24 protein-coding genes and 1 tRNA gene are annotated in these 26,107 nt (G+C 41.6%); 12 read left to right on the top strand and 13 right to left on the bottom strand.

Annotated features, from left to right (window positions below; translation table 11 throughout):
- Positions 1 to 96 precede the first annotated feature (96 nt).
- From DQW11_RS19725 to DQW11_RS19735, 3 genes are all read left to right on the top strand, one after another.
- Positions 97 to 636 (top strand): inorganic diphosphatase, encoded by a 540-nt coding sequence (locus DQW11_RS19725; protein WP_113925843.1) that lies wholly within the window; start codon positions 97 to 99, stop codon positions 634 to 636.
- A 155-nt stretch (positions 637 to 791) separates the two neighbouring features.
- Complete coding sequence (locus DQW11_RS22550; protein WP_157966157.1) at positions 792 to 989, top strand: hypothetical protein; 198 nt, start codon at positions 792 to 794, stop codon at positions 987 to 989.
- A 7-nt stretch (positions 990 to 996) separates the two neighbouring features.
- Complete coding sequence (locus DQW11_RS19735; RefSeq protein ID WP_157966158.1) at positions 997 to 1,722, top strand: outer membrane beta-barrel protein; 726 nt, start codon at positions 997 to 999, stop codon at positions 1,720 to 1,722.
- On the opposite strand, the gene DQW11_RS19740 is transcribed toward DQW11_RS19735, so the two are convergent.
- Both DQW11_RS19740 and DQW11_RS19745 read right to left on the bottom strand, forming a co-directional pair.
- On the bottom strand, positions 1,719 to 2,180 hold the full coding sequence (locus tag DQW11_RS19740) for a hypothetical protein (protein WP_113925846.1): 462 nt from the start codon (positions 2,178 to 2,180) through the stop codon (positions 1,719 to 1,721). The genes DQW11_RS19735 and DQW11_RS19740 overlap by 4 nt on opposite strands.
- Positions 2,177 to 2,770, bottom strand: coding sequence for an acyl carrier protein phosphodiesterase (locus DQW11_RS19745; protein ID WP_113925847.1), 594 nt, complete (start codon positions 2,768 to 2,770; stop codon positions 2,177 to 2,179). The genes DQW11_RS19740 and DQW11_RS19745 overlap by 4 nt, the downstream gene beginning before the upstream one ends.
- Positions 2,771 to 2,840: 70 nt before the next feature.
- On the opposite strand from DQW11_RS19745, the gene DQW11_RS19750 reads away from it, so the two are divergent.
- Entirely contained in the window at positions 2,841 to 4,769 is a 1,929-nt protein-coding gene (locus DQW11_RS19750) for an AAA domain-containing protein (RefSeq protein WP_113925848.1), read from the top strand.
- A 3-nt stretch (positions 4,770 to 4,772) separates the two neighbouring features.
- Here DQW11_RS19750 and DQW11_RS19755 read toward each other — a convergent pair whose 3' ends face one another.
- Positions 4,773 to 5,318 (bottom strand): DUF4924 family protein, encoded by a 546-nt coding sequence (locus DQW11_RS19755; RefSeq protein ID WP_113925849.1) that lies wholly within the window; start codon positions 5,316 to 5,318, stop codon positions 4,773 to 4,775.
- A gap of 54 nt (positions 5,319 to 5,372) precedes the next feature.
- On the opposite strand from DQW11_RS19755, the gene DQW11_RS22675 reads away from it, so the two are divergent.
- The 5 genes from DQW11_RS22675 (at position 5,373) to DQW11_RS19775 (ending at position 9,105) form a co-directional block, all read left to right on the top strand.
- Positions 5,373 to 5,600, top strand: a complete 228-nt coding sequence (locus tag DQW11_RS22675) for a DUF5615 family PIN-like protein (RefSeq protein WP_394337151.1) — start codon at positions 5,373 to 5,375, stop codon at positions 5,598 to 5,600.
- A 72-nt stretch (positions 5,601 to 5,672) separates the two neighbouring features.
- Positions 5,673 to 7,460 carry a translation elongation factor 4 gene (gene lepA, locus DQW11_RS19760; protein ID WP_317047901.1) on the top strand — a complete coding sequence of 596 codons (1,788 nt, stop codon included), beginning with the start codon at positions 5,673 to 5,675 and terminating at the stop codon, positions 7,458 to 7,460.
- Between the two features lie 137 nt (positions 7,461 to 7,597).
- A complete protein-coding gene (locus tag DQW11_RS19765; RefSeq protein WP_113925851.1) occupies positions 7,598 to 7,945 on the top strand; it encodes a four helix bundle protein in 348 nt (115 codons plus the stop codon).
- A 79-nt stretch (positions 7,946 to 8,024) separates the two neighbouring features.
- Positions 8,025 to 8,909, top strand: coding sequence for a bifunctional 5,10-methylenetetrahydrofolate dehydrogenase/5,10-methenyltetrahydrofolate cyclohydrolase (locus tag DQW11_RS19770; protein ID WP_113925852.1), 885 nt, complete (start codon positions 8,025 to 8,027; stop codon positions 8,907 to 8,909).
- 112 nt (positions 8,910 to 9,021) lie between these two features.
- A tRNA-Leu gene (locus DQW11_RS19775) sits at positions 9,022 to 9,105 on the top strand.
- A gap of 87 nt (positions 9,106 to 9,192) precedes the next feature.
- Here DQW11_RS19775 and DQW11_RS19780 read toward each other — a convergent pair.
- The gene (locus tag DQW11_RS19780; protein WP_113925853.1) at positions 9,193 to 11,334 is read right to left on the bottom strand and encodes a carbohydrate-binding protein; all 2,142 of its coding nucleotides are present in this window, start codon (positions 11,332 to 11,334) and stop codon (positions 9,193 to 9,195) included.
- 279 nt (positions 11,335 to 11,613) lie between these two features.
- Here DQW11_RS19780 and DQW11_RS19785 point away from each other — a divergent pair, with 279 nt between their 5' ends.
- A complete protein-coding gene (locus DQW11_RS19785) occupies positions 11,614 to 12,570 on the top strand; it encodes a DUF1295 domain-containing protein (protein ID WP_113925854.1) in 957 nt (318 codons plus the stop codon).
- Positions 12,571 to 12,749: 179 nt separating this feature from the next.
- Positions 12,750 to 13,295: a DsrE family protein gene (locus DQW11_RS19790; protein ID WP_113925855.1), complete on the top strand. Its 546-nt coding sequence runs from the start codon at positions 12,750 to 12,752 to the stop codon at positions 13,293 to 13,295.
- Here DQW11_RS19790 and DQW11_RS19795 read toward each other — a convergent pair.
- The 6 genes from DQW11_RS19795 to DQW11_RS19820 form a co-directional block, all read right to left on the bottom strand.
- Positions 13,292 to 13,891, bottom strand: a complete 600-nt coding sequence (locus tag DQW11_RS19795; RefSeq protein WP_113925856.1) for a ribonuclease HII — start codon at positions 13,889 to 13,891, stop codon at positions 13,292 to 13,294. The genes DQW11_RS19790 and DQW11_RS19795 overlap by 4 nt on opposite strands.
- Positions 13,866 to 16,538 (bottom strand): MGH1-like glycoside hydrolase domain-containing protein, encoded by a 2,673-nt coding sequence (locus DQW11_RS19800; RefSeq protein ID WP_113925857.1) that lies wholly within the window; start codon positions 16,536 to 16,538, stop codon positions 13,866 to 13,868. The genes DQW11_RS19795 and DQW11_RS19800 overlap by 26 nt, the downstream gene beginning before the upstream one ends.
- A 225-nt stretch (positions 16,539 to 16,763) precedes the next feature.
- Positions 16,764 to 17,900, bottom strand: a complete 1,137-nt coding sequence (locus tag DQW11_RS19805) for a glycosyltransferase family protein (RefSeq protein WP_113925987.1) — start codon at positions 17,898 to 17,900, stop codon at positions 16,764 to 16,766.
- 1 nt (position 17,901) lies between these two features.
- Positions 17,902 to 18,750 (bottom strand): UDP-2,3-diacylglucosamine diphosphatase, encoded by an 849-nt coding sequence (locus DQW11_RS19810; protein ID WP_113925858.1) that lies wholly within the window; start codon positions 18,748 to 18,750, stop codon positions 17,902 to 17,904.
- Between the two features lie 165 nt (positions 18,751 to 18,915).
- Positions 18,916 to 20,259, bottom strand: coding sequence for a sensor histidine kinase (locus DQW11_RS19815; RefSeq protein ID WP_113925859.1), 1,344 nt, complete (start codon positions 20,257 to 20,259; stop codon positions 18,916 to 18,918).
- Complete coding sequence (locus DQW11_RS19820) at positions 20,249 to 21,631, bottom strand: sigma-54-dependent transcriptional regulator (RefSeq protein WP_113925988.1); 1,383 nt, start codon at positions 21,629 to 21,631, stop codon at positions 20,249 to 20,251. The genes DQW11_RS19815 and DQW11_RS19820 overlap by 11 nt, the downstream gene beginning before the upstream one ends.
- 217 nt (positions 21,632 to 21,848) lie before the next feature.
- On the opposite strand from DQW11_RS19820, the gene DQW11_RS19825 reads away from it, so the two are divergent.
- Entirely contained in the window at positions 21,849 to 22,277 is a 429-nt protein-coding gene (locus tag DQW11_RS19825) for an FKBP-type peptidyl-prolyl cis-trans isomerase (protein WP_113925860.1), read from the top strand.
- Positions 22,278 to 22,337: 60 nt separating this feature from the next.
- Here the strand turns inward: DQW11_RS19825 and DQW11_RS19830 are convergent, their stop codons facing one another.
- From DQW11_RS19830 to ftsH, 3 genes are all read right to left on the bottom strand, one after another.
- On the bottom strand, positions 22,338 to 23,168 hold the full coding sequence (locus DQW11_RS19830) for a hypothetical protein (RefSeq protein WP_113925861.1): 831 nt from the start codon (positions 23,166 to 23,168) through the stop codon (positions 22,338 to 22,340).
- Positions 23,165 to 23,926, bottom strand: coding sequence for a UDP-2,3-diacylglucosamine diphosphatase (locus DQW11_RS19835; protein WP_113925862.1), 762 nt, complete (start codon positions 23,924 to 23,926; stop codon positions 23,165 to 23,167). Before DQW11_RS19835 ends, DQW11_RS19830 begins: the two co-directional genes overlap by 4 nt.
- An 82-nt stretch (positions 23,927 to 24,008) precedes the next feature.
- Complete coding sequence (ftsH, locus tag DQW11_RS19840) at positions 24,009 to 26,066, bottom strand: ATP-dependent zinc metalloprotease FtsH (RefSeq protein WP_113925863.1); 2,058 nt, start codon at positions 26,064 to 26,066, stop codon at positions 24,009 to 24,011.
- Positions 26,067 to 26,107: the final 41 nt, after the last annotated feature.

Below are 26,107 nucleotides of genomic sequence, written 5' to 3' on the forward strand. Positions count from 1 at the left end.
CCTTGTCGGAATCAGGTTCATTTATGTTTGATTACAAGTGATTTTCGCTTTTCTTTGTTCTCTATTTCAATTTTACAAACCAAAAAGTTTTTAGATATGATCAATCCTTGGCATGACGTCAATATTGGCAAAGAAGCCCCAGAATTTGTAATGGGCATAATTGAAATCCCCAAAGGCAGCAAAGGCAAATACGAGTTGGATAAAAAAACCGGTATGCTTTTATTGGACAGAGTTTTGTTTTCGGCCGTGCATTACCCGGCTAATTATGGTTTTATTCCTCAAACTTTCTGTGATGATAAAGATCCCCTGGATATTTTGATTATTTCCCAGATCGACATTCCTTCCATGACTTTGGTCAAAGCAAAAGTAATCGGAGTCATGAGGATGGTGGATGGTGGTGAAGCAGATGATAAAATCATTGCAGTTGCTTCTGAAGACCAATCTGTGAATTACATCAATGACATCGATGAGCTTCCTCCCCATTTGATGAAGGAGGTCCATAGGTTTTTTGAGGATTACAAAAAACTTGAAAACAAGGAAGTCATAGTAGAAGATTTTTTGGGAAAAGAAGAAGCCTATAAAATCATCCAGGATAGCGTTGAACTTTACGACTTGAATTTCAGAACAAAAAGATAATTCACAGCCCGGTTGGAAACATCCGGGTTTTCTTTTTCCACCATGAAAAGATCGGTCATCTTACTTTTCTTTTTGATCGGAAAACTCTCAGCCCAAGAGGACAGCAGAAGAACCTGGTTTTCTCCGGATATCTGGGGGCTTATTTCAGCTATTATTTGGACCGGCCGGAAGACAATCTCAGGCCGGACTTTTTATATAATTTCAAAAGACATGATGAAATCAGCATCAACCTCGCCGTCCTAAAAGCTACTTATCAAAGTGAACTGATCAGGAGAAACCTCGCGTTGATGGCGGGAACTTACGCCCAAATACAACCTCTCCGGAGAACCAAAATGGGCCCAATACCTGAATGAGGCCTCATTGGGTATTAGACTTCATGAAAAGTTATGGTTTGACGTTGGAGTCATGCCTTCCTATATTGGATTTGAATCATGGTACGGAAGGGATTGTTCCAATTTGACACGGAGTCTATTGGCCGAAAACTCCCCCTATTTCTTCACAGGTGGTAAATTTACATTTAACCCCAATCCAAAGTGGGAAATCCAACTTTGGTTGACCAATGGCTGGCAAAACATTGTCAGAGATGAAGAAAACAAGTCTTTGGGTATTGGTGGGGGGATAAAGTTCATACCAACAGAAGATTTTACCATCAATTATTCCAATTATTTTGGAAATGAAAATCCTAATCCGGTCCGACTCAATAGGTTTTTCAATAATTTTTATGCCATGTACGAGAAAAACCAATGGACCGCAATCCTTGGGGCCGATTATGGAATCCAGCAAACGTTGAGGGATGGTTGTGATTCACGGGTTTGGCTGATAGCATCCTTGAAAAGGGAACTTGGGAATAAGTTTGAGCTGGCAGGAAGGGCTGAATTCTATTCAGATCCCAATGCCATCATCCTGAGTGAGGGGATTAAAGTGTCAGGATTTTCTGCAAATATGGATTATAGCATCAGCAAAGCAGCATTGCTTAGAGTTAAGGCTAGAAAATTTATCAGTCCTGATGCGATTTTTTCTCTTCCTGACGCAGGATTCAGCCAGCGTAATTTTGCCTTGACAGGATCCTTGGCAGTCTGGTTTTAAGGCTTTTTACGATCTTTTATTTTTTTCTTCAAAAGTTTTTTGTGGAGGTAAATCGAAAATTCATTGTAGTTGAGGTGCTCATGGTTGCTGATGGTGAAGGAGTTTTTGTCCTCAAATACAAGCGTCAACTGCTTGAATTCTCTTTTGTTGGTAATCACCGACTCTTCTTCCCAAGCCAGCACTTGAGGCAAGTTGTAGGTGGTACTTTTCCGTCTCAAGGGAAGTGTTGTAATGATTTGATCTTTGCCAAAAGAAATGATTTTGAAGCCTGCCATCATTTTTACCAATATCAAAAGGATCACCAAGGTGAGAAATACTGTCAGCGACAGATAGATAAAAGTAGGGTAGGTTCTTTTGGTCGCAAAATGATTAAGCGTGTATATGAGTCCGAAAACCTGTGCCAAAACAATCAGCCCAAGTACGAAATAGGTACTCGCTTTTGGTCTACAGTGAATCATGGGTTGCGCAATTCCTTGAGTGTCTTCTTGGAGTGGGACACTATATCTTCAAAAAAATCACCAAAATGAACTTTCAGGTATTCATGGTGCTGATCAAGGAAAACATGGGCAGTTTCCATTTTTGAATTGAATTTAGCCCTTTTAGCCATTCCTGTCATTGCTCTCCTGATACCGTCCAGTTCTCCATATCCTGCGAGCCAATTGTAATATTTCATATACCCAAAAGTCTGTAAAAATTTCTCAGGCAATGAATCTCCGTATTCATCAATTGTATTATAAACTTCTTCTGCAAATTGGTCCAGTGGTATATGGTGGTAGTTTTTCCAATACCTTCCCAAAAAATAATCAAAATACATATCTGTAATTACCATGGAATATCTCCCATATTCGGGTCTCAATATGGCTTGAGCTTCTTTTACCACAGGATGTGAATCAGTGAATTTATCTATACTCCAATGCAGTTTGATGCCTACAACAATGTCTTTGTCATACATGTTATCGATGTCCCCTCGGACAAAATCCCCAATAAAGTTTCCGACCAGGACTTTAGGATCCCCAAAGGACAAATAGGCGTGTGCTAGAAAATTCACGATTTAATGTTTAGAGTGTTGGTTGGTGAGATAGATTATCAGTTATTTTCGGTTTTAAATGTAATAATAGATGGGAAATATTCAGGAAGAATTGGGGAATTCTTTAAAACTTTTAAAACAGGAATGGGAAGAAGACTTGGATCAGTACAAGAAAAAGTTTTTATATACCTCAATTTCAGACAAAAAGGATGAAGGCGTATGCTGGTATCCTGTTCAGTTAAAAAAATCAAAAATTGGTTTTGGTGAGCGGCTTATCATCGAATTTGAAAGATTTGACACTGCTACTCCGCATATGTTTCAATCTGGTAAGTCTGTCTCTGTTTTTTCCAACCAAGGTCAATTCCAATCCCAATCCCATCGGATCAATGGCGTGATCAATCAGGTAAAAAGAGAATCCATGACAGTGACATTGCAGTCTGAGGAAGTTCCAGAGTGGATGCATCAGGGCAAATTGGGCATTGATCTGCTTTTTGATGAAGCGAGTTACCGGGAGATGGAATCTGCCATGAAAGCAGTGATCAAATCAGAAAAAGGCCGATTGGGTGAGTTGAAACAAATTTTGTTGGGAGAAAAAATACCCACACTTATGTCTTCCGTTTCTGTACATTTTCCCTATCTCAATTCAAGTCAAAACGAAGCTTTGGATTTGGTAAAATCCTCCAAGGATATTGCTATCATCCATGGCCCTCCGGGGACAGGCAAGACGACCACCTTGGTTGCGGCTATCGCTCAGGCATTGGAGGAATACAGGCAGGTTTTGGTATGTGCACCGAGCAATTCTGCTGTAGATTATCTGGTAGAAAAATTACTGGAATACAAAATAAAAACCCTGCGGATAGGACATCCGGCAAGAGTAGAAGACCATATCCTGTCCCAGACATTGGATGCCAAGATAGCGATGCACGATAGCTATAAGGACCTCAAGAGAATCAAAAAGGCAGCAGACGACTTCAGGAAGTCAGGACAGAAACGAAAACGTACTTTTGGGCCTGAAGATAGGATGGAAAGACGCCGGATGTTTGATGAAGCCAACCGCTGCAAGGATGAAGCAGAAAGTCTACAGGATTATATTGTCTATGATATTTTTCAGGATACACAGGTAGTTGCCTGTACCTTGGTCGGCGCGGCCAATTCCGCTTTGAAAGGGATGAGTTTTCCGATTGTATTCATAGATGAAGCTGCTCAGGGATTAGAAGCGGCAACATGGATTCCCATCCAAAAAGCCGCAAAAGTCGTGATGGCAGGAGACCATTGTCAGCTACCGCCTACGATCAAATCTTATGAAGCCGCCAAAAACGGATTGAGTGAAACACTTTTTGAGAAGGTGATCAAAAGAAAACCTGGTGCCTCCAGAATGCTAAGCGTCCAATATAGAATGCCGCAACTGATCATGGGTTTTTCGAGCAAATATTTTTACCATAACGGGTTAAGGGCAGCTGACAATACTTTGCAGCATTATCTGGCAGCCGAAGAACCTGTGCTGGAATATATTGATACCGCGGGCAGTGGATTTACAGAACAAAAGGAAGAAGAATCTCTCAGCACCTTCAATCTGGAAGAAGCGCGGTTTTCTTTAGGTTTCTTGGAAAATCTCATCAAAAGAATCGGGATTGCGGAGCTCAAAACCAACCAATGGAATATCGGGCTTATCGCACCCTACCGCGCCCAGGTCAGGAGATTCAATGAACTGGTTTTTGAAAGCTACGAATTCCCAAACCTGCGCTCTTTCTCAGAGCTGCTGACAATAGATTCCATTGATGGTTTCCAGGGGCAGGAAAGGGATATCATCGTCATCAGTCTGGTACGCTCAAATGCTAAAGGAGAAATCGGCTTTTTGGCAGATACCAGAAGGATGAATGTGGCACTGACCAGAGCCAAAAGAAAACTTGTCGTAGTCGGGGACAGTTCCACATTGAGTATTCATCCTTTTTACAATTCGTTTTTTGATTATATCGATGCCAACGGCTGCTACAAAAGTGTGTATGAATATTTGGAATGAAAATCAGTTTTGTCTGGTTTTTCCTTCTTCCCGGCTGAAGTAAACCCAATTTAAGTAGCTGAGAATATCACCAAAAGTATCTGTAGCTTCCAGAATGTCGGGAGGAACATCCCTGCTTCTCAGCCTTGCCAATAACTGTCCGTAGATGGCATTCAATGCAATTTGGATTTCATGTTTTGGGGCATTTTCTCCGGCTTCAAGGAGAAGACGGATCAAATGTGGTTTTGCATTTTGGTAAAGGTCAAAATAGTCCCTGTCTGTTTTGAGTAGAGACCAATGGATCGAGGCAAGCTGATCAACCAATTCCTGAGTCTGGGCCAGGTGGCCGGTTTCTTCGACTTTCGCATTTTTCATCTCAAAGGCCAAATCAGCAAACCAAACTGCAGCTTCTGTTTTTTCCGCTTCCGAAATTGGATAGTGTGAGATTACATATTGCCGGACATCATCCAAATCGAAATTATAGGCCCGTAGCAAATCCTCCATTTGGTACATATAAATTATGTATTCAGGAATGTTTTGGGCTTTTTTCTTTTCCGCTACAGCTCTCATTTTTCGGTTTTATGATGATGATGCAAAGAAAATAAGAAAGGTCGGTTTTTTGTAATAAATGCAGAAGTCAGATCATTCTATAAAAAGATTAATTATTCCATCCTTACAAAAGATTCAGATTTTTATTTTTTGAGCGTGCTAAATGGATGTCCGCCTAAAGTAATCCGATTAAAATTTGGTAACCTGTCTACCCAAGTAATTATTCAAAAATTAATTTCAAACATAGAATTGGTTCTTGAGTTTTTAAATCAAGACGAAGACTGTTACCTCGAGATAAATTGATTTTCTTTTGGATAGTTTGAGTCTATACCAATTTTACCCACAATTTTATCTATTTTTGCGCCCAGAATGGATATGCAAAGAATTAGGAATTTCTGTATAATTGCCCATATTGACCATGGGAAGAGTACATTGGCAGACCGTCTCCTTCAGTTCACCAATACGGTGAGTGACAGAGAGATGCAGGATCAGTTGTTGGACAATATGGACCTCGAGCGTGAGCGCGGGATCACCATCAAGTCTCATGCGATCCAGATGAAGTATAATTACAAAGGTGAGGAATATATCCTCAACCTGATCGATACTCCCGGACACGTCGATTTTTCATATGAAGTTTCCCGTTCAATCGCCGCCTGTGAAGGTGCGCTGTTGATTGTAGATGCTTCTCAGGGAATTGAAGCCCAGACCATTTCCAACCTTTATTTGGCTATCGGACATGACCTCGAAATCATCCCGGTTTTGAACAAGATCGATCTCCCGGGCGCAGATCCGGAAGTCGTGGCAGATGAAGTTATTGAACTCATAGGCTGCGATAGGGAAGATATCGTCTTGGCTTCGGGCAAAGAAGGTATTGGAATCGAAGATATCCTCAATGCGGTAGTGGAAAGAATCCCTGCTCCAAAAGGAAATATTGATTCACCCCTTCAGGCAATGATTTTCGATTCGGTCTACAACTCATTCCGAGGAGTGGAGGTAATATTCCGGATTTTTAACGGTACCATCAATAAAGGCGATAAAATCAAATTTGTCAATACAGGCAAAGAGTATTTTGCCGATGAAATAGGGATTTTGGGGATCAATCAGATTCCGCAACAAACCATGTATGCCGGAAATGTGGGATACCTGATTTCCGGGATCAAAGTAGCAAAAGAGGTAAAAGTCGGTGACACGATCACACACGTCAAGAATCCTTGTGCTGAATCCATCAAAGGTTTTGAAAACGTAAAGCCAATGGTTTTTGCCGGGATTTATCCCGTCGAAACAACGGAATTTGAGGAATTGAGGGCTTCTATGGAGAAGCTCCAACTCAATGATGCTTCCCTTGTTTGGGAACCAGAGACTTCTGCAGCTTTGGGATTTGGTTTCCGTTGCGGTTTCTTGGGAATGCTTCATATGGAGATCATTCAGGAACGCTTGGAGCGTGAATTTGACATGACGGTGATCACAACCGTTCCGTCCGTTCAGTTCAAAGCCCTGATGAACAACAACGAATACAAACTGATCAATGCACCTTCCGACATGCCGGATCCCACGCTTTTCAAGCATATAGAGGAACCCTATGTCAAGGCAATCATCATCACGGCGGCAGAATTTGTCGGACCGGTGATCCAACTTTGTATGGACAAAAGAGGCATAATCAAAAATCAGGTTTACCTGACTTCCGACCGTGTTGAACTTTCTTTTGACATGCCTTTGGCAGAGATTGTATTTGACTTCTTTGACAGGCTCAAAACCATTTCGAGAGGATACGCTTCTTTGGATTATGAAATGATCGGATTCAAACAATCCCACATGGTACGCTTGGATGTCATGCTCAACGGTGAAATCGTCGATGCATTATCAGCCATTGTCCATAGAGACAAGGCATATGAGTGGGGTAGAAGACTTTGTGAAAAACTGAGAGAATTGGTACCGAGACAGATGTTTGAGATTGCTATCCAAGCTGCGATCGGGGCCAAAATCATTGCGAGAGAAACTGTAAAAGCCATGCGTAAAAACGTATTGGCTAAGTGTTATGGAGGTGATATTTCGCGTAAGCGTAAGCTTCTCGAAAAACAGAAAAAAGGTAAGAAACGCATGAGGCAAGTCGGCAACGTCGAAATCCCGCAGGAAGCGTTTATGGCAGTACTGAAACTTGATTGATAGAAGTACGAAGTACGAAGTTGGAAGTACGGGAAAGAACCCAAACGTTCATTTTGGTTAAAGAAATAAAATTTATATAAACCAAGTTGACATTTAGAAATCTAGGAGTTATTTTAGTTACCTCTCCAATTTCTATAATGACTCAACCACTTCTAGCCAGAACCAAACAATTTGCTATAGATGTTTGGTATTTGTGTTCCAAATTACCCAACAATAGAGAATTCAATAATTATGTAAATCAATTATTGAGGTGTTCGAGTTCTGTTGCTGCCAATTATAGGGCTAGTCAAAGGGCTAAATCTACTGCAGATTTTATCAATAAATTAAAGATAGTAGAGGAAGAAGCCGACGAAAGCCACTTTTTTCTTGAATTGATAAGTGAAGTAAATAGGCTAGAAAACATTAAAATTGAAATTATCCGTCTTATTCAAGAGGTAAATGAGATAATTGCTATAGTAGTTTCCTCAATAAAAAAAGTCCGATAATAAAATTCAACCAGAAGTGCTATTTACGTTAAGAGGGAATTTTTCCTCGTACTTCGTACTTCATATTTCGTACTTACACATGGCAATAATAATTGATGGTAAAAAAACCTCTGAGGAAATCAAAGGGGAAATCGCCCAAAGGGTGGCAGAAATAAAGAATGAAGGAGGAAAAATCCCTCATTTGGCAGCGATCCTTGTGGGCAGTGACGGGGCCAGCCAAACCTATGTGGGGGCAAAAGTCAAGTCCTGCGAGCAGGTTGGATTTCAATCAACATTGGTGAGATTGGATGAAAATGTCACCGAAATTGAATTGCTCAAAGTGGTGGAGGACATCAACCAAAATCCCGAAATTGACGGTTTGATTGTGCAGTTGCCCTTACCCAAGCATATTTCTGTAGAAAAAGTAACGGATAAAATCAGACCGGAAAAAGACGTAGATGGCTTTACACCCTCGAATGTAGGAAGGATGGCTTTGGGATGGCCGGCTTATGTAGCAGCGACGCCTTATGGTATCGTGGAGCTTTTGAAAAGATACAAAATTGAAACTGCTGGCAAACACTGTGTCGTCATTGGCAGAAGCCATATTGTAGGTTCACCGATGAGTATCCTTATGGCGAGAAATGAATATCCGGGGAATTGTACGGTCACGCTTACCCACAGCCGCACCAAGAACCTCCATGAAATCGCCAAAACCGCGGATATCCTGATTGTAGCTTTAGGAAAGCCTGAATTTGTCACTGCCGACATGGTCAAAGATGGCGCTGTTGTGATTGATGTGGGAATCCATCGAGTAGTTGATTCCTCCAAGAAATCCGGTTTTAAGTTGATCGGAGATGTCAAATACGATGAAGTTGCCCAAAAAGCTTCTGCCATCACTCCTGTTCCAGGTGGAGTAGGCCCGATGACCATTGCTTCTTTGCTTTACAATACCTTATTGGCAGCGGAAAAGAAAATCTACCATTAATTTCAATTTGAAGGGAATTGGTGGTTGAAATTTTAGCTAAAAACCCTTTAAAAGTTAAATTAACCCTTGCAGGGAATAGCAAACCTTTCTACTTTTGCAGACCTCAAAAAACGCGCACGTGGTGAAATTGGTAGACACGCCACTTTGAGGGGGTGGTGCCTTTACGGGTGTGGAAGTTCGAATCTTCTCGTGCGCACATAGCCTCGGATCTCATCCGGGGCTTTTTTTATGGACTCTTTTGAAGGCCTTTAATTGATGAAGCCATATTTCTAAATGACTCAATTTACTTCACACGTAGAAGTTGCTGTTTAAATTGATTAGAACCCTCAAAAATCACCAGGTAAGTTCCGGGAGATAATCCACGTATATTCAATTCTTTCATATTTTTACTCACTTTCTGAGACATCATTTTTATCCCATCCATTGTCAAGATGTGTACGTCATACAGATTTTCATCCTTAAAATTTTCATCAGAAATATTTAAAACAGTGGTCGCTGGATTTGGGAAGATAAGAAGTTCATGTTCAAATTGAAGGTCTTGAATTACTCCTACTATTTCCTCGAAAATAAACCTATCAACATCTAAAAGAAATCCTGAGCCCCCTTTAAAAACCATATATAGAGACTTATCTCCCAGATAAACTGACCCATCTTTGTAGCTTTCGAAATCGACCACTTCAATGTCAAATGAATCAAATTTTGTCCAACCACCGGTATTTTGAATTTCAGCCGTCGCAATCAAGTTTCCTTGAGGACTGCCAATTCGAAATTCCACATTTCCTCCGGTAGTATTACTGGAAGCGATCATCTGACCTGACAAAGGACCTCGTCCAAAAGTTACATTGTCGAATTGGATGTAATCGCCATTATTCACATAACCCACGGCGGCACCGGAATTGCTAAGCTGAATGCCACTCTGCATAGAATAATCCTCCGCTTGGATAATACTGTAGGGATCAAAAGGATCAGATTTTTCTTTAATAGTGATAGTACAAACCGCGAATACTAAACCATTACTAAAACTGGAAGCTGTAACTGTGATTTCCCCCGGCGCCCTTGCTATGAACTCTCCACTGAGATAATTTACGCTTGATCCATCACTTGCGGTAAATGCTATCGTCTGGTTTGTGGTATTGGATGGAGTTATCAGTACATCCAGATCAATAGTATCACCCACAGTCAGTGGTCCTGTGGGGCAATTAATAAAGCTAAGGTCTTGAATGACCACATCCGAATCTTCAAAAATGAAATTGTCAACATCTAAAAGATATCCTGAGCCTCCCTTAAAAACAAGATATAGTGACTTATCTCCTAAGTATGCGTTTCCCTCTACATAGCTTTTCGGTTCAATTACCTCAATATCAAATGGCTGAAAGCTTTTCCAACCACCGGTATTTTGAATTTTAGCCGTAGCAATCAAGTTTCCTTGAGGACTGCCAATTCTAAATTCTACAGTTCCTCCCGTAGTATTGCTAGAGGCGAAAATCTTACCAGAAAGAGGACCCCGTCCAAATGTCACCTTGTCGAATTGGATATAATCGCCATTATTCACATACCCCACCGCCGCACCGGAATTGCTAAGCTGAATACCGCTCTGAGTAGAAAAATCCTCAGCTTGCACAATGCTATAGGGATCAAAGGAAGTAGCTTTTTCCTTTATGGTGATGGTGCAGACGTCGTATACTGAACCGTCACTAAAGCTCGTTGCTGTGACTTGGATTTCTCCAGGGGCCTTTGCTATAAACTCGCCACTGAGATAATTTACACTAGTCCCATCGCTTGCAACGAAAGCAACAAACTGGTTTGTAGTGTTTGAAGGCGTAATAAGTACATCAAGATCAATGGTATCTCCTACTGTTAAGGCTGTTGTAGGACAGTTCGTAAATATGAGATCCTCAATGATTACATCCGAATCCTCAAAAATAAAATTATCCACATCAAGAAGGAACCCTGAACCTCCCCTAAAAACCAGATAAAGAGATTCATCTCCTAGATAAACTGACCCATTCTTGAAGCTTTCCGGATCGACTACTTCAATATCAAATTGTTGAAATTTTGTCCAGCCACCGGTATTGGGAATTTTAGCCGTAGCCATTAGGATGCCATTTGGGTTGCCAATTCTAAATTCTACGGTTCCTCCCGTTGTATTACTTGAAGCAATAATCTGACCTGACAAAGGACCTCGTCCAAAAGCCACATTATCGAATTGGATATAGTCGCCATTGTTTACATAACCCACGGCTGCACCGGAATTGCTAAGCTGAATACCGGTCTGGTTAGAAAAATCCTCTGCTTGCACAATACTGTAGGGATCCGTCTTTCCATCTATCAAGGTAAATGAGCTAATAGATTGTCCTTGAGCTATTTCGAAAAGTGAGACAAAAAGGATGAACAATCCGGAGAACTTTGAGTATGACGTTTTCATCGCATCGGTTTTGATGTAGAAACTAGTTAAAAAAAACTGTTTCTGGTAATTTTTTTGGAAATAAATGTGAACGAAATGTTAAATGGTTTCACCACATGGAATAAAATTCAGATGGGCTTTCTTAGAGACCTAGATGAACTTGAGATTTTTTAGCAAATACGAATCTTAATTTTTCCTGGGCTTTTTTCATTTATAACCGTTCTTCCAATTAGATTTCGAAGGAGATCTCAATTTTTATTTTTTGGATTAATTCTTATTTTGAAAGGAAAATCCTTTTCTATGAAAATTCTCCAAACGGCGATTCTTCTGATTTTCACCCTACTTGTTGTACCTGTTTTTACTTATTTGTTCGGAATCCCTTTGGGAGATCGTGAGTGGGAGGCACTTTGGGTATTGATCAAAATTTGTGGGGCTTCTGTTGCCTATTGTTTTTTGGTAGGTGAACTTACCAACAACAATAGTCAGGTGGATAAGTATTGGAGTATTTTGCCTATCATTTACGCTTGGGTAATGGCCTATTTCGGAGATTTTTCACCGAGGATGGTTTTGCTCGCAGTACTTGTAAGTGCTTGGGGTACAAGACTTACTTATAATTTTGCCAGAAAAGGCGCTTATAGATGGAAGTTTTGGGAAGGGGAAGAAGACTACCGTTGGGAGATTTTGCGCAAAAAGCCTGAATTCCAGCCCAAATGGAAATGGACTTTATTCAATCTCTTTTTCATTTCAGGCTACCAAAACGTATTGATTTTGTTGTTTACCCTGCCCATGCTTGTGGCGATGCAGTTTGATGACGGCGGAACAGGCCTTTGGGACTATTTTATTGCCGGAATCGCCTTGTTTTTCTTGGCCCTAGAAACTGCCGCCGATGAACAGCAATGGAAGTATCAAACTGAAAAATGGAGGCTGATAAAGGAAGGGAAGTTGTTGAGGGGTGATTTTGCAAAAGGATTTTTGGACAAAGGGCTTTGGGCTATTTCGAGACATCCCAATTACCTCGGGGAACAGGGGTTTTGGGTTTCTTTTTACTTTTTCTCAGTAGCTTCATCCGGTCAGTGGCTCAATTGGTCCGTAGTTGGGTGCCTCCTTTTATTGATCTTGTTTCAGGGAAGTTCCAATTTTAGCGAAGAAATCAGCGCTTCCAAATATCCTGAATATAAATCCTATCAGGTGCGTGTCCCCCGTTTTGTACCAAGGCCCCAAGGAAAAACTGAAGAAAGTCCGGCGCCAAGTTCCTGAGTCAAAGCATTAATTTTGGACGGTTGGGATTAATCTGATACTACCATTGGAAGGACAATAAATTTATTGTGTTGGGCATTGAAACCATGGATGGTCTTCCGAGGTATGTTATCCGAAAAATAGAAGTTTGAGACGGATTGTTTTTTGTGTATTTTTTCAGAATTAACCATTCCAAAATTATGTTCCGAGCTGCAAAAACGTTCCTAGCCACCCTTTTCCTGGTAGCATTGTCAATTTCTGCATATTGCCAAACACCACAATTTCCGATTGTAAAAGGTTTTGGTGGAATATATGAAATCCCTGAAGCGACAGAAAGACCCGATCCCAAGGCGGAATATAAAATCATTATTGACCTTGTTTCAGCTGCTGACGATCCAAAGCAAATCAACAGGATGGTGGACAATATCGCCCGTATGGTCAACCTTCACGGAATTGCAGGTGTCCCAAAGGAAAATATTAAAGTCAAGGTGGCTGTCCATGGAGGAGCGATCTTCAGCATGCTAAACGACGAGGAATACCAAAAAAGAAATGGTGTAAAAAATCCCAATTTGCCTGTTTTTGAGGCATTGAAAGAAGCGGGGGTGGAATTTTATGTCTGTGGGCAATCATTGATTGCGAGAAATATGAAGACAACCGATATGTGGGAAGGGACAGAAATAGCCTTATCGATGTTGACTACCCTTACAACCTACGTTCCTCAGGGATACATGTTGATGAGGTTCTAAATATCCAAAGTCAATTGATCCGGTAAATGCCTGAAAGACCTTCTATGAAGAGGTGTCAATCCTAATCTGATAATCCCTTCACGGTGGATTACTGTGGGATATCCTGCATTTTTTTCCCAGCCATATCCCGGGTATTCATCAGCATACCGCTCCATCATTTCATCGCGGTAGACCTTGGCAAGGATTGAAGCGGCCGCAATGCTTGCAAATTTGCCGTCTCCTTGGATGATACAGGTGAATGGTATTTCAAGGTGGGATTTAAACCTGTTGCCATCAATCAATAAATGTTGGGGCTTGGTATCCAACATCTGCACCGCCCGGCTCATGGCCAAAAAAGAAGCATGTAGGATATTGATCCGGTCAATTTCCTCCACGCTTGCCTCGGCAATAGCCCAGGAAATGGCTGATGATTTTATCTCAGAAACAAGATTTTGGCGGTTGGATTTTGTCAGTTTTTTTGAATCATTGACTAGCTCATTTGCAAAATCCGGAGGCAATATCACTGCGGCGGCTACTACAGGTCCACAGAGACAACCCCGGCCCACTTCGTCACATCCGGCCTCTAATCTGTCAGATTCTAAAAATGGAATCAACATCTTCTGGGGTTTTTGTTGCCGGTTTATAATATTTATAAATCATTTCTGCCACTAGGCCTGTCCATCCGGTCTGATGGGAAGCACCGATTCCCCGGCCATTGTCTCCGTGAAAATATTCATAGAATAGGATATGGTCTTTGAAATGGGGATCCTCCTGCATCTTTTTGTAATGTCCATAGACGGGTCGGTTTCCATCTTTGTCTTTCAGGAAAATTTTGATGCACCGAAGGGATAGTTCCTTGGCGATTAGGTCCATTGTCATATAATTTCCCGAGCCTGTAGGGTATTCGATGGAAAATTCGCCCCCATAGTAATAGTCGAACTTGCGCAGGGACTCAATAATAAGGTGGTTGATCGGAAACCAGATCGGTCCTCTCCAGTTGGAATTGCCTCCAAACATCAAGGAATCGGATTCTCCGGGTGTGTACCTGACCGTCAGTTGGTCTCCGTTTAACCTTACACTGTATGGTTTTTTGAGATGAAACTTAGATAATGAACGTACGCCATAATCACTCAAAAACTCCTGTGGATCGAGCATTTTGTTCAGAATACTTTTCATCCTGTGCCCCCTAAGCAAGGCAAATAGCCTTCTTTTTTCAAAACCAGGTTGGATCCAACTAGATACCAAAGCTGCGAGTTTTGGTTTTTCCTTGAGGAAAAAGTCAAGCCTTTCTTTGAATTCCGGCAAACTGTCAAACATGTCGACCCGGATAGATTCCACCGCAAACAAGGGAATGATACCAACGATTGATTTGAGCTTCATGACTTTCGGCTCTTTGCCGGGGAGGTGGAAAATGTCAAAGAAGAAATTTTCCTCTTCATTCCAAAGACTGATATTTTCCTCCGAAATGTTGTTCATCGCACCTGCGATATGGAGAAAGTGCTCCAGAAACTTCATGGCGGTGAATTGGTAGGTCTTGTTGAATTCGCAGAGATCAAGTGAAATCCGCATCATGTTCAACGAAAACATCGCCATCCAAGAGGTCGCATCCGCCTGTTCCAATTTCCCTTTGTAATGGTGGGCATGCGACCTGTCGATAACGGAGATATTATCAAGCCCTAGAAATCCTCCTTCGAAAATATTTTTACCATCACTGTCTTTTTGATTGACCCACCAGGTAAAGTTGATCATTAATTTGTGGAATGCCCTTTCCAAAAACTCCTGATCTCCTTTGCCTCCCATCATCTTTTTATCGATTTGATAGACCCTTTGGACTGCATAGGCATGGACGGGCGGATTGACATCGCTGAAATTCCACTCGTACGCAGGAATCTGTCCATTGGGATGCATGTAGGATTCATTCAAAAACAACAAGAGCTGATCTTTGGCAAAATCCGGATCGATCCTCGAAAGCGGGATACAGTGAAAAGCAGAATCCCACACGGCATACCATGGATATTCCCACTTGTCCGGCATGGATATGATGTCCTGATTGTATAAATGCCTCCAGTCACTGTTTCGGCCCTTTTTTCTCTCTTTTGGCGGGACGTACCGGCCTGCATCTCCTTCCAGCCATCGTTCTACATTGTAATAGTAAAACTGCTTGCCCCACATCATGCCTGCATAAGCCTGCCGCTGTATGGACCTCATGTCCTCATCCTTTACCCGATGCTGTATATCTGCATAGAATTCATCGGCATCATTTTTTCTCTCTTTCAGGATTTCGTCACAAAGTTCAGTTGCCGCGGTTGATTTTTGGTGCATCATCCTAAACTTCACCACGCTTGAACCGCCTGCCGGGATGGTCATTTTATATATTGCGGCGGCCTTGGTTCCGTAATTTGAGGGGTTCAAATATTGCGAATACCTGTGCACCACATAATCGTTGATGGCGTCTTTCAGGTACTTTTTATCGTTGGGAATGTGGTACAGCCGCTCCCGGTTGGTCTCGTTGTCACAAAACTTGATTTCAGGATTTCCCTCAAAGCTTATAAAATAGTTTCCATTGTTGGGTGAAAATGCCTTAATGCCATTTTCCTCTGTTTTGGAAAGCTTGGGCATAAAAGGTTCATGTCCGGTGTGCCAAGTTTTTCTAAACCAAAAGGTGGGCATTACCCATATTTCAGCATCTTCTTTGCCTCTGTTATGGATCGTAGCAAACCCTGAAATATCCTCAGGATCCCTTTTGGCATATTCTAGAAAAATATCAAAATAGGCATCATTATCAAAAATCCCTGTATCGATCAGTTCAAATTCAGGGTCAGTTTTTGTTCTTTTTTTGTTTTCTTCCTTAATATGGGAATAGGGGAATTCATTTTGGGGATACTTGTACAGCATTTTCATGTAGCTGTGCGTAGGGGTGGAATCCAGGTAATAATAGAGTTCCTTTACATCCTCACCGTGGTTTCCCTGCGGTCCGGTAAGACCAAATAGGCGCTCTTTAATGATTGGATCTTTCCCGTTCCAAAAAGCCCATGCGATACAAAGATTCTGTTTGTTGTCCGAAATACCACCAATTCCTTCTTCTCCCCATCGGTAGGCTTTGCTCCGGGCTTCATCGTGGGTAACGTTGTCCCAGGCGGCACCATTGGGACTGTAATCTTCCCTCACTGTGCCCCACTGCCTTTCAGTAAGATATGGTCCCCATTTTTTCCACTTCTTTTTGCCTTCCCGGTCTTCCTCAAGCCTTAATTTTTCTATATTCATTGATGCGATTTCCAAATTGCCAGAACCGAATTTACCAATTTTTGGGTTTCTTGGTTCAGGAAAACCGATTATGAAGGACTATTTCTGGAAGTTTTTTTACCGCAATCGTTTTAAATCAAACTTTTTCAAGGAATTAAATAGGGTCAATTTTCTTTGTTGGTCAAAAAAAAATCAGGCAATGAAAAATTCACCTCCATTCCAGGACAACAGAGTTTTTGCAGGAAGTTAAAGGGCAGGAATTTCCTCTGTGAAATCAATCAAGAAAACCTCTTTCTTATTTTGTAGAGAATGTCTCAGGAAATCATGAAAAATAAATTGAAAACTATCTATCCATTCTTTGTCCGTGGTCGTCGAAGGAGTTACTGCTTTTAGATAGGCATCCAATTTTTTGAAATCAAATTTTTCACCAATCAACCCCGCTCCAGATATTTGGGCATCAATGGCATTGCAGGCCTGTTCATATTGGCCTTTGACAGGAACCATCAAGACTTGCTTTCCCAAATACATAGCTTCGCACACTGACTCAAATCCTGCTGTGGACAATAATCCTTTGCAGGTTGCCATTTTTTCCAAAAACAATTTGTCATCCACCATGTGAATGGTCAGATTGGGCAAGGGCTTTTGGGAAATCGGTTCGTCTTTCTTATCCCAAAAGGCTTCAATTTGGATTTCAGGATTGTTTTTGGCTTCTGAAATCACTTCCTCTGCATACCCGGGATTGACCATATAGGCCAGGAAAAAGTCGCCTTGGGTGGGGTTTAGATTTCTGACCTCTTTTCTCAATAAAGGTGGTAGCACATGGAGATTGTGGATTTGATGTGCCGGCATAGGTCTGAATGAAAGTGCCAAAAGCAAATCCGCACCGAGTGAAGTGATATGGGTATTGATCTTGAAAAGCAGTTTTTGGAGTGGCTGTCCCGGGGCAAACGGGAACTCGGGATGATGGATCAGATATTGGTGACCGATCACCCAAAACTGACAATCAGGTCTGTAAAGCGCATTGTATACTCCGCCAAGGATATCATAGAAATTCAAAATGACATCCGGTTGGTGTTTTTTTACCAATTGGTCAATTTGCTCAAGGCTATTTTTAAAAGTCCTAAATTTTAACAGGTTTCTCCAAATGGTTTTTCCTAGATGGATAGACTTTTGTGATTTGTCTGTCACGAAGTTTGGGCTGTCAAAAAGATAGAGCGGAGCATGGATATTCCTTGAAACAAATTCTGGGATTGCTCTCCTATTACTTTTCCCAATACAGACTGCGCAGACCTCATGGCCCATTTCACTCAGAATCTGCGTCATGGAAATCGCCTGCGTCATATGGCCGCGGCCTTCCCCTTGGATGATGAATAAGAATTTCAATTTAGAAGAAATTGGGAATCTTGAGGTCATTTTCAAACTTATTGAAGGCCACGAATTTCAATTCTGGGATTACTTCCATCACAGGCAATGATGGTTCTGTTTTAACTTTGAAATCAATCTCATTGTAGAAAATCAACTGCCAATTGCCATCGTGGTCCTCTGCCAATGCACTCATGGTCTCCACCCAATCCCCGGAATTGAGGTAGGTGATGCCATCGATGGTTCTGTTTTCGGCTTTGTGGATATGGCCGCAGATGATCCCGTCACAACCTTTGGATTTGGCCATTTTTGCCAACTCTTCTTCATATTGATCGACGTAGGCCACGGCAGTTTTGACCTTTCCCTTGATATATTGACTTAAAGAAAAGTAAGGCATTCCTCTTTTTCTCCTGTGGTAATTGACCAGCCTGTTGAGCCAAAGAAGGAAAGTGTAGCCCACATCTCCGAGATAGGCAATCCACCGCAGGTTGGTCGTGACACTGTCAAAAATATCCCCGTGCGTGATAAAATATTTCTTTCCGCAGCTTTCATAAATCATGTCCGCCTGAATCGAAAGATTTCCAATCTGAAGAGGAAGGATTTGGTCCAAAAAATCATCATGATTGCCTCTCAGGTAATAGACCTTGGTATGGTCTTCTTCCATCATTTTGAGCATTCTGTTAAAAAAACGCGTATGTTTTCTTTTCCATGAGCCGGACTTTCTGAGCTGCCAGCCGTCGATAATGTCTCCGTTGAGGATGAGGTTTTCACAAGTATATTGCTTGAGAAACCGTGCCACCTCCTTGGCCTTAGATCCCTTAGTGCCGAGATGCACATCCGAGATGACGATAGTTTTAAAATTGGTTTTCAAATGGATTTGTTTTTCCCAAATCTAAAAACCGCTTATAAACTAGGTGTGAAAAGGATGTTATGAAAATGATATGATTTTGACTATAAGCGCTTTGAATGTAAAAGCAAAGTTAATTGGAGGTTAAAATCCCTAATGAAAGTGATAAAAATTTAAAAATTGATTTCATCATGCATTAAAAATCAGCTTAAAAGTAGACCCTTCCCCAAGCTTGGACTTGACTTGGATATTGCCTTTATGCCTGCGCATAATCTGCTTTGAAAGGCTCAGACCGATACCTGAGCCTTTCTTTTTTGTGGTAAAAAATGGAATGAAAATTTTTCCCAAAGCTTCTTCTTCGATCCCTTTTCCGCTGTCACTGATTTCAATGATGATTTTTCCGGATTCATCGATGAAGGCCTTCAGACTCACTATCCTGGTCACTGTATCTTCCACAGCCTGAATGGCATTTTGTATCAGGTTGATCAGCACCTGTTCGATCAATGTCTGATCTCCGAACAGAATCAAATCCTGTGGTTCCACACGCTTAATGAATTGGATTTGGTTGGCATCGAATTGGTTTTGAAGCAACACTTCCAACTGGTCAAAAAGAAGTTTCAAGCGAATAGCCTGAAATTTTGGTGTCGGGATATGGGCAAGACTTCTGAAATCACTGACAAAATTGATCATGCCTTCACTTCGCTTTTCGATCGTGGAGATGGCCATCAGGTAATCCTCCAAGTCGCTTGCTTCAATAGGGGCGTTGGCGTCGATTTTGGATTCTATGTCCCCTTTTACTGTGGAGGCCAAGGAAGAAATCGGAGCGATGCTGTTCATGATTTCATGGGTCAGGACGCGGACGAGGTTTTGCCAAGCTTCCATTTCCTTTTCTTCGAGTTCACTTTGGATATTCTGCAGGGATACCAATTTGAATTTAACATCCCTCAGGACAAGCTCGATCACATATACTGACAACTGCATGATCCCATCAGGATGGGCGATTTTGATCAGCTCGCTTCCTCCCGTCCTTAAAGTATGGATGGCGATATGGAGTTCTTTGTTGATTTTTTCAACCTCAGCGATGTTCCCCAATTGCTGTATGCTGAGCATTCTTTTGGCAGCAGTGTTGACAATCTGGACTTTTCCCTCCTCATCAAAAGTGATCAATCCTATACTAAGGTGCTGAAAGACGGAGCGGAAATATTGGTAGTTGGCTTCTTTCTCTGCTTGGTCTTCCTTCAGTTTGGCGAGGATGGCGTTGAATTCTATGTGTAGGTCATCGGTGTCTGTCCCGTCAAACTTGACAGGATAGACATTGGAATAGTTGTCCTGTTTGATGTTGTTGAGAAACTGACGGACTTTTTTGAAGGAACTTTCGGCATACCCCAACAGGAAAATAATTTGGGCCAAAACCAAAATTATAAAAAGGGAAATGGCAAAAACTCCGGCTCCATTGAGGATGAAGTAGGAAAGCAAAAACAAAGAAACCGCCAAGAGGATAATTCTCCCAAGCAGACCGACTTTATAATCCATATTTTTCTAATCTTCTGTACAAAGAAGCCCGGGTAAGCCCAAGCTCTTTTGCGGCTTTGGAGATATTGCCACCGTTTTTGTCAATGGCTCTCTGAATGGTGCTTTTTTCCATTTCGTCAAGGTTATAAGTAGCCGTGGCGGCAATTTTTTCATTGGTGGGTTTGGCAGAGAGAAAAAAGAAATCCCTGCTGTCCAGCATATCTCCCTCTGCCATGATGATGGCCCTTTCGATGGCATGCTGTAGCTCACGGATATTTCCCGGCCAATTGTATTTCTGCAATAGCTGAAGACCTGCGGGTGTAAAACCCTTGAAGTCTTTGCGGTATTTGTGCGAATAGGATTTCAGGAAATGGTTGGCAAGGGTAGGGATATCATCCTGTCTTTCACGGAGTGGCGGAAGGAAAATCTCTACGGTATTGATCCTGTACAATAAATCCTGCCGGAAAGTATTGTCCATCACCATCTCATGTACCGGCATATTGGTAGCGCAAATCAGTCTGATATCAATGGGTACGGCCTTATTGGAACCAATCCTCGTCACCTCTCTTCGCTGCAATACTGTCAAAAGTTTTGATTGCAGGGGCATGCTGAGGTTTCCGATTTCATCCAAGAAAAGTGTTCCGTTGTCTGCGATTTCAAACCTGCCTGCCCTATCGTCTTTGGCGTCTGTAAAAGCTCCTCGTTTATGTCCAAAAAGCTCACTTTCAAAAAGTGTTTCCGTAATCGATCCCATGTCCACCCCCACAAAAATCTCGTCCTTCCTGTTGGACCTGTCGTGGATTGCCCTCGCGATCAATTCCTTTCCTGTGCCGTTTTCTCCCAAGATCAAAATATTGGCATCTGTCTGCGCTACTTTGTCAATGATAGAGAATATATTTTTCATCGAGGCACTTGCTCCGATGATATCTGAATAAGGCTTTTTGAGTTCGGACTGAAGCTGTTTTTGTTTGGTGGAAAGTTTTTCGACCTGATTGTAACTTTCCTTTAACCGGGATGCTGCAGTCAGAGTGGCAAGGAGTTTTTCATTCTGCCAAGGTTTTAGGATAAAATCCGTAGCCCCTTCTTTGAGCGCTTTTACTGCCATCTCCACATCACCAAATGCCGTAATTAAAATCACGACAGCTTTTGGATCGATTTCTTTGATCTGCTTGAGCCAATGAAATCCCTCTTTGCCTGAAGTGGTATCATCCGTGAAGTTCATATCCAACAGGATTACATCAAAGGAATTGTTATTGACCAAAAAGGGGATACGTCGCGGATCTTTTTCAATGGTCACTTCCTTTGCATGTTTTTTAAGAAACATTTTCGCTGCAAAGAGCAAATCTTCATTGTCATCTATGATCAGGATTTTTCCTAGTGGTTGGTTTTCCATGTTGTTTGGATTATTTCTTAAAAACTTTAATGAGAAAATGATGCCATCAATCAAAACCACCATTCCCATGACTCAGGACAGTAAATATAGAGACTTTATGTCCAAATGTGAACACATGTATCACAATATCGGACACTGTCCGCCTCTTACCCAATTTGGTTTTTGATCCCTTACAAAAAGTCTTACCTTTGACGATTCTAAAAAAAACGATATAATTATGTCAGTTGCAACCAAAGGAAACGCTGTAAAAGTACATTACACTGGAAGACTTACAGACGGAACCGTATTCGATTCTTCATCCAACAGAGAGCCTTTGGGTTTTGTACTCGGAGATGGAAATATGATCAAAGGATTTGATGCCGCCGTATACGGAATGGCCATCGGAGAGATGAAAATTGTCACCATTCCTTCTATTGAGGCATATGGCGAAAAAAGAGAGGACATGATGATCGATATCCCTATGGATCAGGTTCCTGCAGATATCAAGCCTGAAATCGGGATGGAACTTTCCCTTCAGAATCAGGCGGGTCAGCCCGTTCCCGTGAAAGTGGTCCACGTAGATGAGGAAAAAATCGTATTGGATGCCAACCATCCACTTGCAGGTGAGGACCTTATTTTTGATATTACTTTGGTAGAAATCGGTTAATTCCTGGTTAAATTCATATAAAGGGAAAGCGTAAGATTCTGGTCTTATGCTTTCCTTTTTTTATTTTCCTTTGAGTGGCGTATTTTGTTTTTGATAAATCCGGATTTTGCTTGAATCAAAAAGTAATACCAATTGCTGGTTTACAAAAATCCCAAATGCTTTGAAATCATCCGGTAACGGGAAAGTTTCTTGTTTTTCCGATTGAAAGTCCAAAGAGGTGATTTCTTCTTTTTCAATGAAGTTGATGGTGTTTTTCCAAAAGCCAAAATTTTTCGCCGGATAGGCTTTTAGTTTTTTAATCAGATTCCCCTGATTGTCAAGGATAAAAATCCCCTCGTTTTTGATATTTAAGAACAACAGGTTTTGATATTCCCTTATGTCAGTTATTTCCAGAGAAGACCGGTCAAGGATCAGGTTTAAAGGCTGATGTTGGACCACTTCATTTCTCATATAATCAAATTGCTTCAGGGAAAGGTCGGCCTCATCAAATACCCAAATGATATTGTTGTTTCCGATGGTGGCAACTTTGGCAAGGATAATCAGGTTTAAAGGAATTCTGTTTTCTGCCACAGGATTGATAAACCTGTCCAAAATCCTGTATTCCTGCAGGTCAGAGGAAAAAGTAAAAATATTGATAGTCCAAGCCGCTTCCAATTGACTTACGCGGCCTTGCCTGTGTGGAGAAAAATTATTGATGACATTTCCTGATTTGCTGTATTGGTACAGATTCCCTTCCGGATCAGTCAAAAAAATGAATCCTTGATTGTCCATGGATACTTTATCTATCCTTGGAAAGTTGATTTCTTTATAATCTCCCCAATCCTTCTCCTGAGAAAAGGAATTTTGCCCAAGAAGCAAAAGGAGGGATAATATGAGCAGCCTAAGTTTCAAACGCCGTACTTTTTGATTTCAAATTCTTTTCCGTCAAATACACCATAAGTGAAATGGGTTACCCATTCGCCCAAGTTATAGTATCGGGCCTTGTTACCTACAGGCAAATTCAAAGGCAAGTGCCTGTGTCCGAATACATAGTAGTCAAAATGCTTGCTTTGCTCCACCTGTTTGCAATAGGCCCAAAGCCATTCGTCGTCTCCTTTGAAGTCATTTTCGTTTTTGGCAATGTTGGTGATTCTGCTGTTGCTTGACCATTTATTGGCAATGCGCATCCCAATATCAGGATGAAGCCATTTGAATGCCCACTGACAGACAGGATTGGTAAAAATCTTCTTAAGCACTTTGTAAGAGTTGTCACCCGGTCCAAGCCCATCCCCGTGACCAACTAGAAATTTATACTTTTCAACAGTTACTTCTATGGGATGCTGGAAAACCGGAATACCGAGTTCTTTGGTAAAGTAGTCCTTCATCCAAAGATCATGGTTCCCGGTAAAAAAGAAGATAGGAATGTTTTTTTCTCTGAGATCGGCGATTTTACCCAAAAATCTGATGAAGCCTTTTGGGATCACCTGATCATATTCAAACCAAAAATCAAAAATATCACCAACCAAAAATATTGCCGCTGCGTCATCTTGGATTTCATTGAGCCAACTGACAATTTTTTTTTCCCGGTCACGGCTGCTTTTTTCATCAGGTGCACCCAAATGGAAATCAGATGCAAAAAAAATCTTTTTTTCTTGAAGTCTAAGATTCATGTGATTGTAAGAATGCGGTAAAGGTAACAGGAAAATAAAAAAGCCTCCAAATTGGAGGCTTTTAAATAAGATTTAATGAAGATTAATCCTCTGTTTCTTTCACTTTGACAGGCTCTTTTTCTTCGGTATGTTCTGCTTTGCCATTTCCGTTTTCCTCCACCTTTGGTGCAGCAGGATCCTTTTTATCTACCTTTTTGGTATAAGCCTCATAGGTAGTTTCCTTTGCAAATGGCCTTTTTCCGATCAGGTTTTCCAAATCAGATTGGAAGAGAATTTCTTTTTCAAGTAACTCTTTGGCCAATGTTTCAAGTTCCTCTTTTTTGCCACGAAGCAACGTTTTGGTACGCTCATAGGCTGAAGCCACCAACTTCCTAACTTCCTCATCGATGGTTTCGGCGGTGGTTTCTGAATACGGCTTGGTCATTCTGTAATCAGCGGATTTGCTGTCATAGAACGAAACGTTACCAATCTTGTCATTCATGCCATACACAGATACCATAGAATAAGCCATTTTGGTAACCCTCTCCAAGTCGCTCAAGGCTCCTGTGGAGATTTTGCTGAAGATGATTTCTTCCGCTGCCCTGCCACCGAGGGTCATACACATTTCATCTATCAATTGCTCAGTCTGATAAAGGAACTGCTCTTTTGGAAGGTATTGGGCATAACCCAATGCCGCGATTCCCCGGGGTACAATACTTACTTTGACCAATGGATCTGCATGTTCCAAAAACCATCCAGCCACAGCGTGACCGGCTTCATGGTAGGCAACAATTTTCTTTTCCTCAGGAGAAATAATTTTATTTTTCTTTTCAAGACCACCGATGACTCTGTCAATGGCATCTTGGAAGTCCTGCATATCTACCGCTGTCTTGCTTCTTCTCGCTGCGATTAGAGCGGCTTCATTACATACGTTTGCGATTTCAGCACCTGCAAAACCCGGTGTTTGGGCGGCAAGTTTTTTAGGATCGATGTCATCACCGGTTTTGATAGGGGCAAGGTGAACTTTGAAAATAGCTTCCCTTCCCACAATATCCGGCTTGTCTATACTGATCTGTCTGTCAAATCTTCCAGGTCTCAATAGTGCACTGTCCAACACGTCAGGTCTGTTGGTCGCAGCTAGGACGATTACGCCCGAGTCAGTACCAAAACCATCCATTTCAACAAGGAGTGAGTTTAGCGTATTTTCTCTTTCGTCATTGGACCCCGGCATTTGGCCTTTTCCTCTCGATCTACCGATGGCGTCTATTTCATCAATGAAGATGATACAAGGTGCTTTTTCTTTGGCTTGCTTAAACAAATCCCTTACCCTTGCTGCACCTACACCGACAAACATCTCCACAAAGTCAGAACCTGACAGGGTAAAGAATGGCACACCTGCCTCACCGGCTACGGCTTTGGCCAACAAAGTTTTACCTGTTCCCGGAGGTCCTACCAGCAATGCACCTTTTGGGATTTTACCGCCTAGTTTGGTAAATTTTCCCGGGTTTTTAAGGAATTCTACAATTTCCTGAATTTCTTCTTTTGCTTCATCCAATCCTGCCACGTTGTCAAAAGTGATTTTGACTTTGTTTTCAGCATCGAAAAGTTGGGCTTTTGATTTCCCCACATTGAATATCTGTCCGCCCGGACCACTTGGTCCTGACATCCTTCTCATCATGATCCAGAAGAACACAAAAAGAATGATCAAGAAGCCAAAGCTACCGAACCAGTTGGACCAGCTTTCTTCATTTTTTACACTGTATCCTATGCGTTGTGCTTCAGGCACCTTGCTTTCCAATTCTTCAAAATCCTTTTCGAATTTTTCCGCACTGGCCACTTCTATTGAATAATGAGGACCTGTGGGATTAAAGAACGGGCTATTTGCCTCAAGCTCGCTTTTGTATTTTTCATTTTGAAGCGCGGTTTCCTTCAGGGTCACATCGATCCTGTTTTGGTTTCTGATGATCATAACCTTGGCCACGTCACTGGCTAGATAGATGTCTTCAAACCGGCTTTTTGTAATGTTGATTACTGTATTTCTCTGGTTGAACCAGGTGATCCCTACAAGCACAATCACAGCAGTAACAATCAGCCAAAGCTGAAAATTAGGCTTGTCAGGTGCCTTGGGCATGAAATTTTTACTCTTCTTGATATCAGCCATTATTTTTTGTTTCAAACTTTTTGTAAAACGATTTTAGATAC

This window comes from Cognataquiflexum aquatile (assembly GCF_003316845.1).
Lineage (GTDB): Bacteria > Bacteroidota > Bacteroidia > Cytophagales > Cyclobacteriaceae > Cognataquiflexum > Cognataquiflexum aquatile.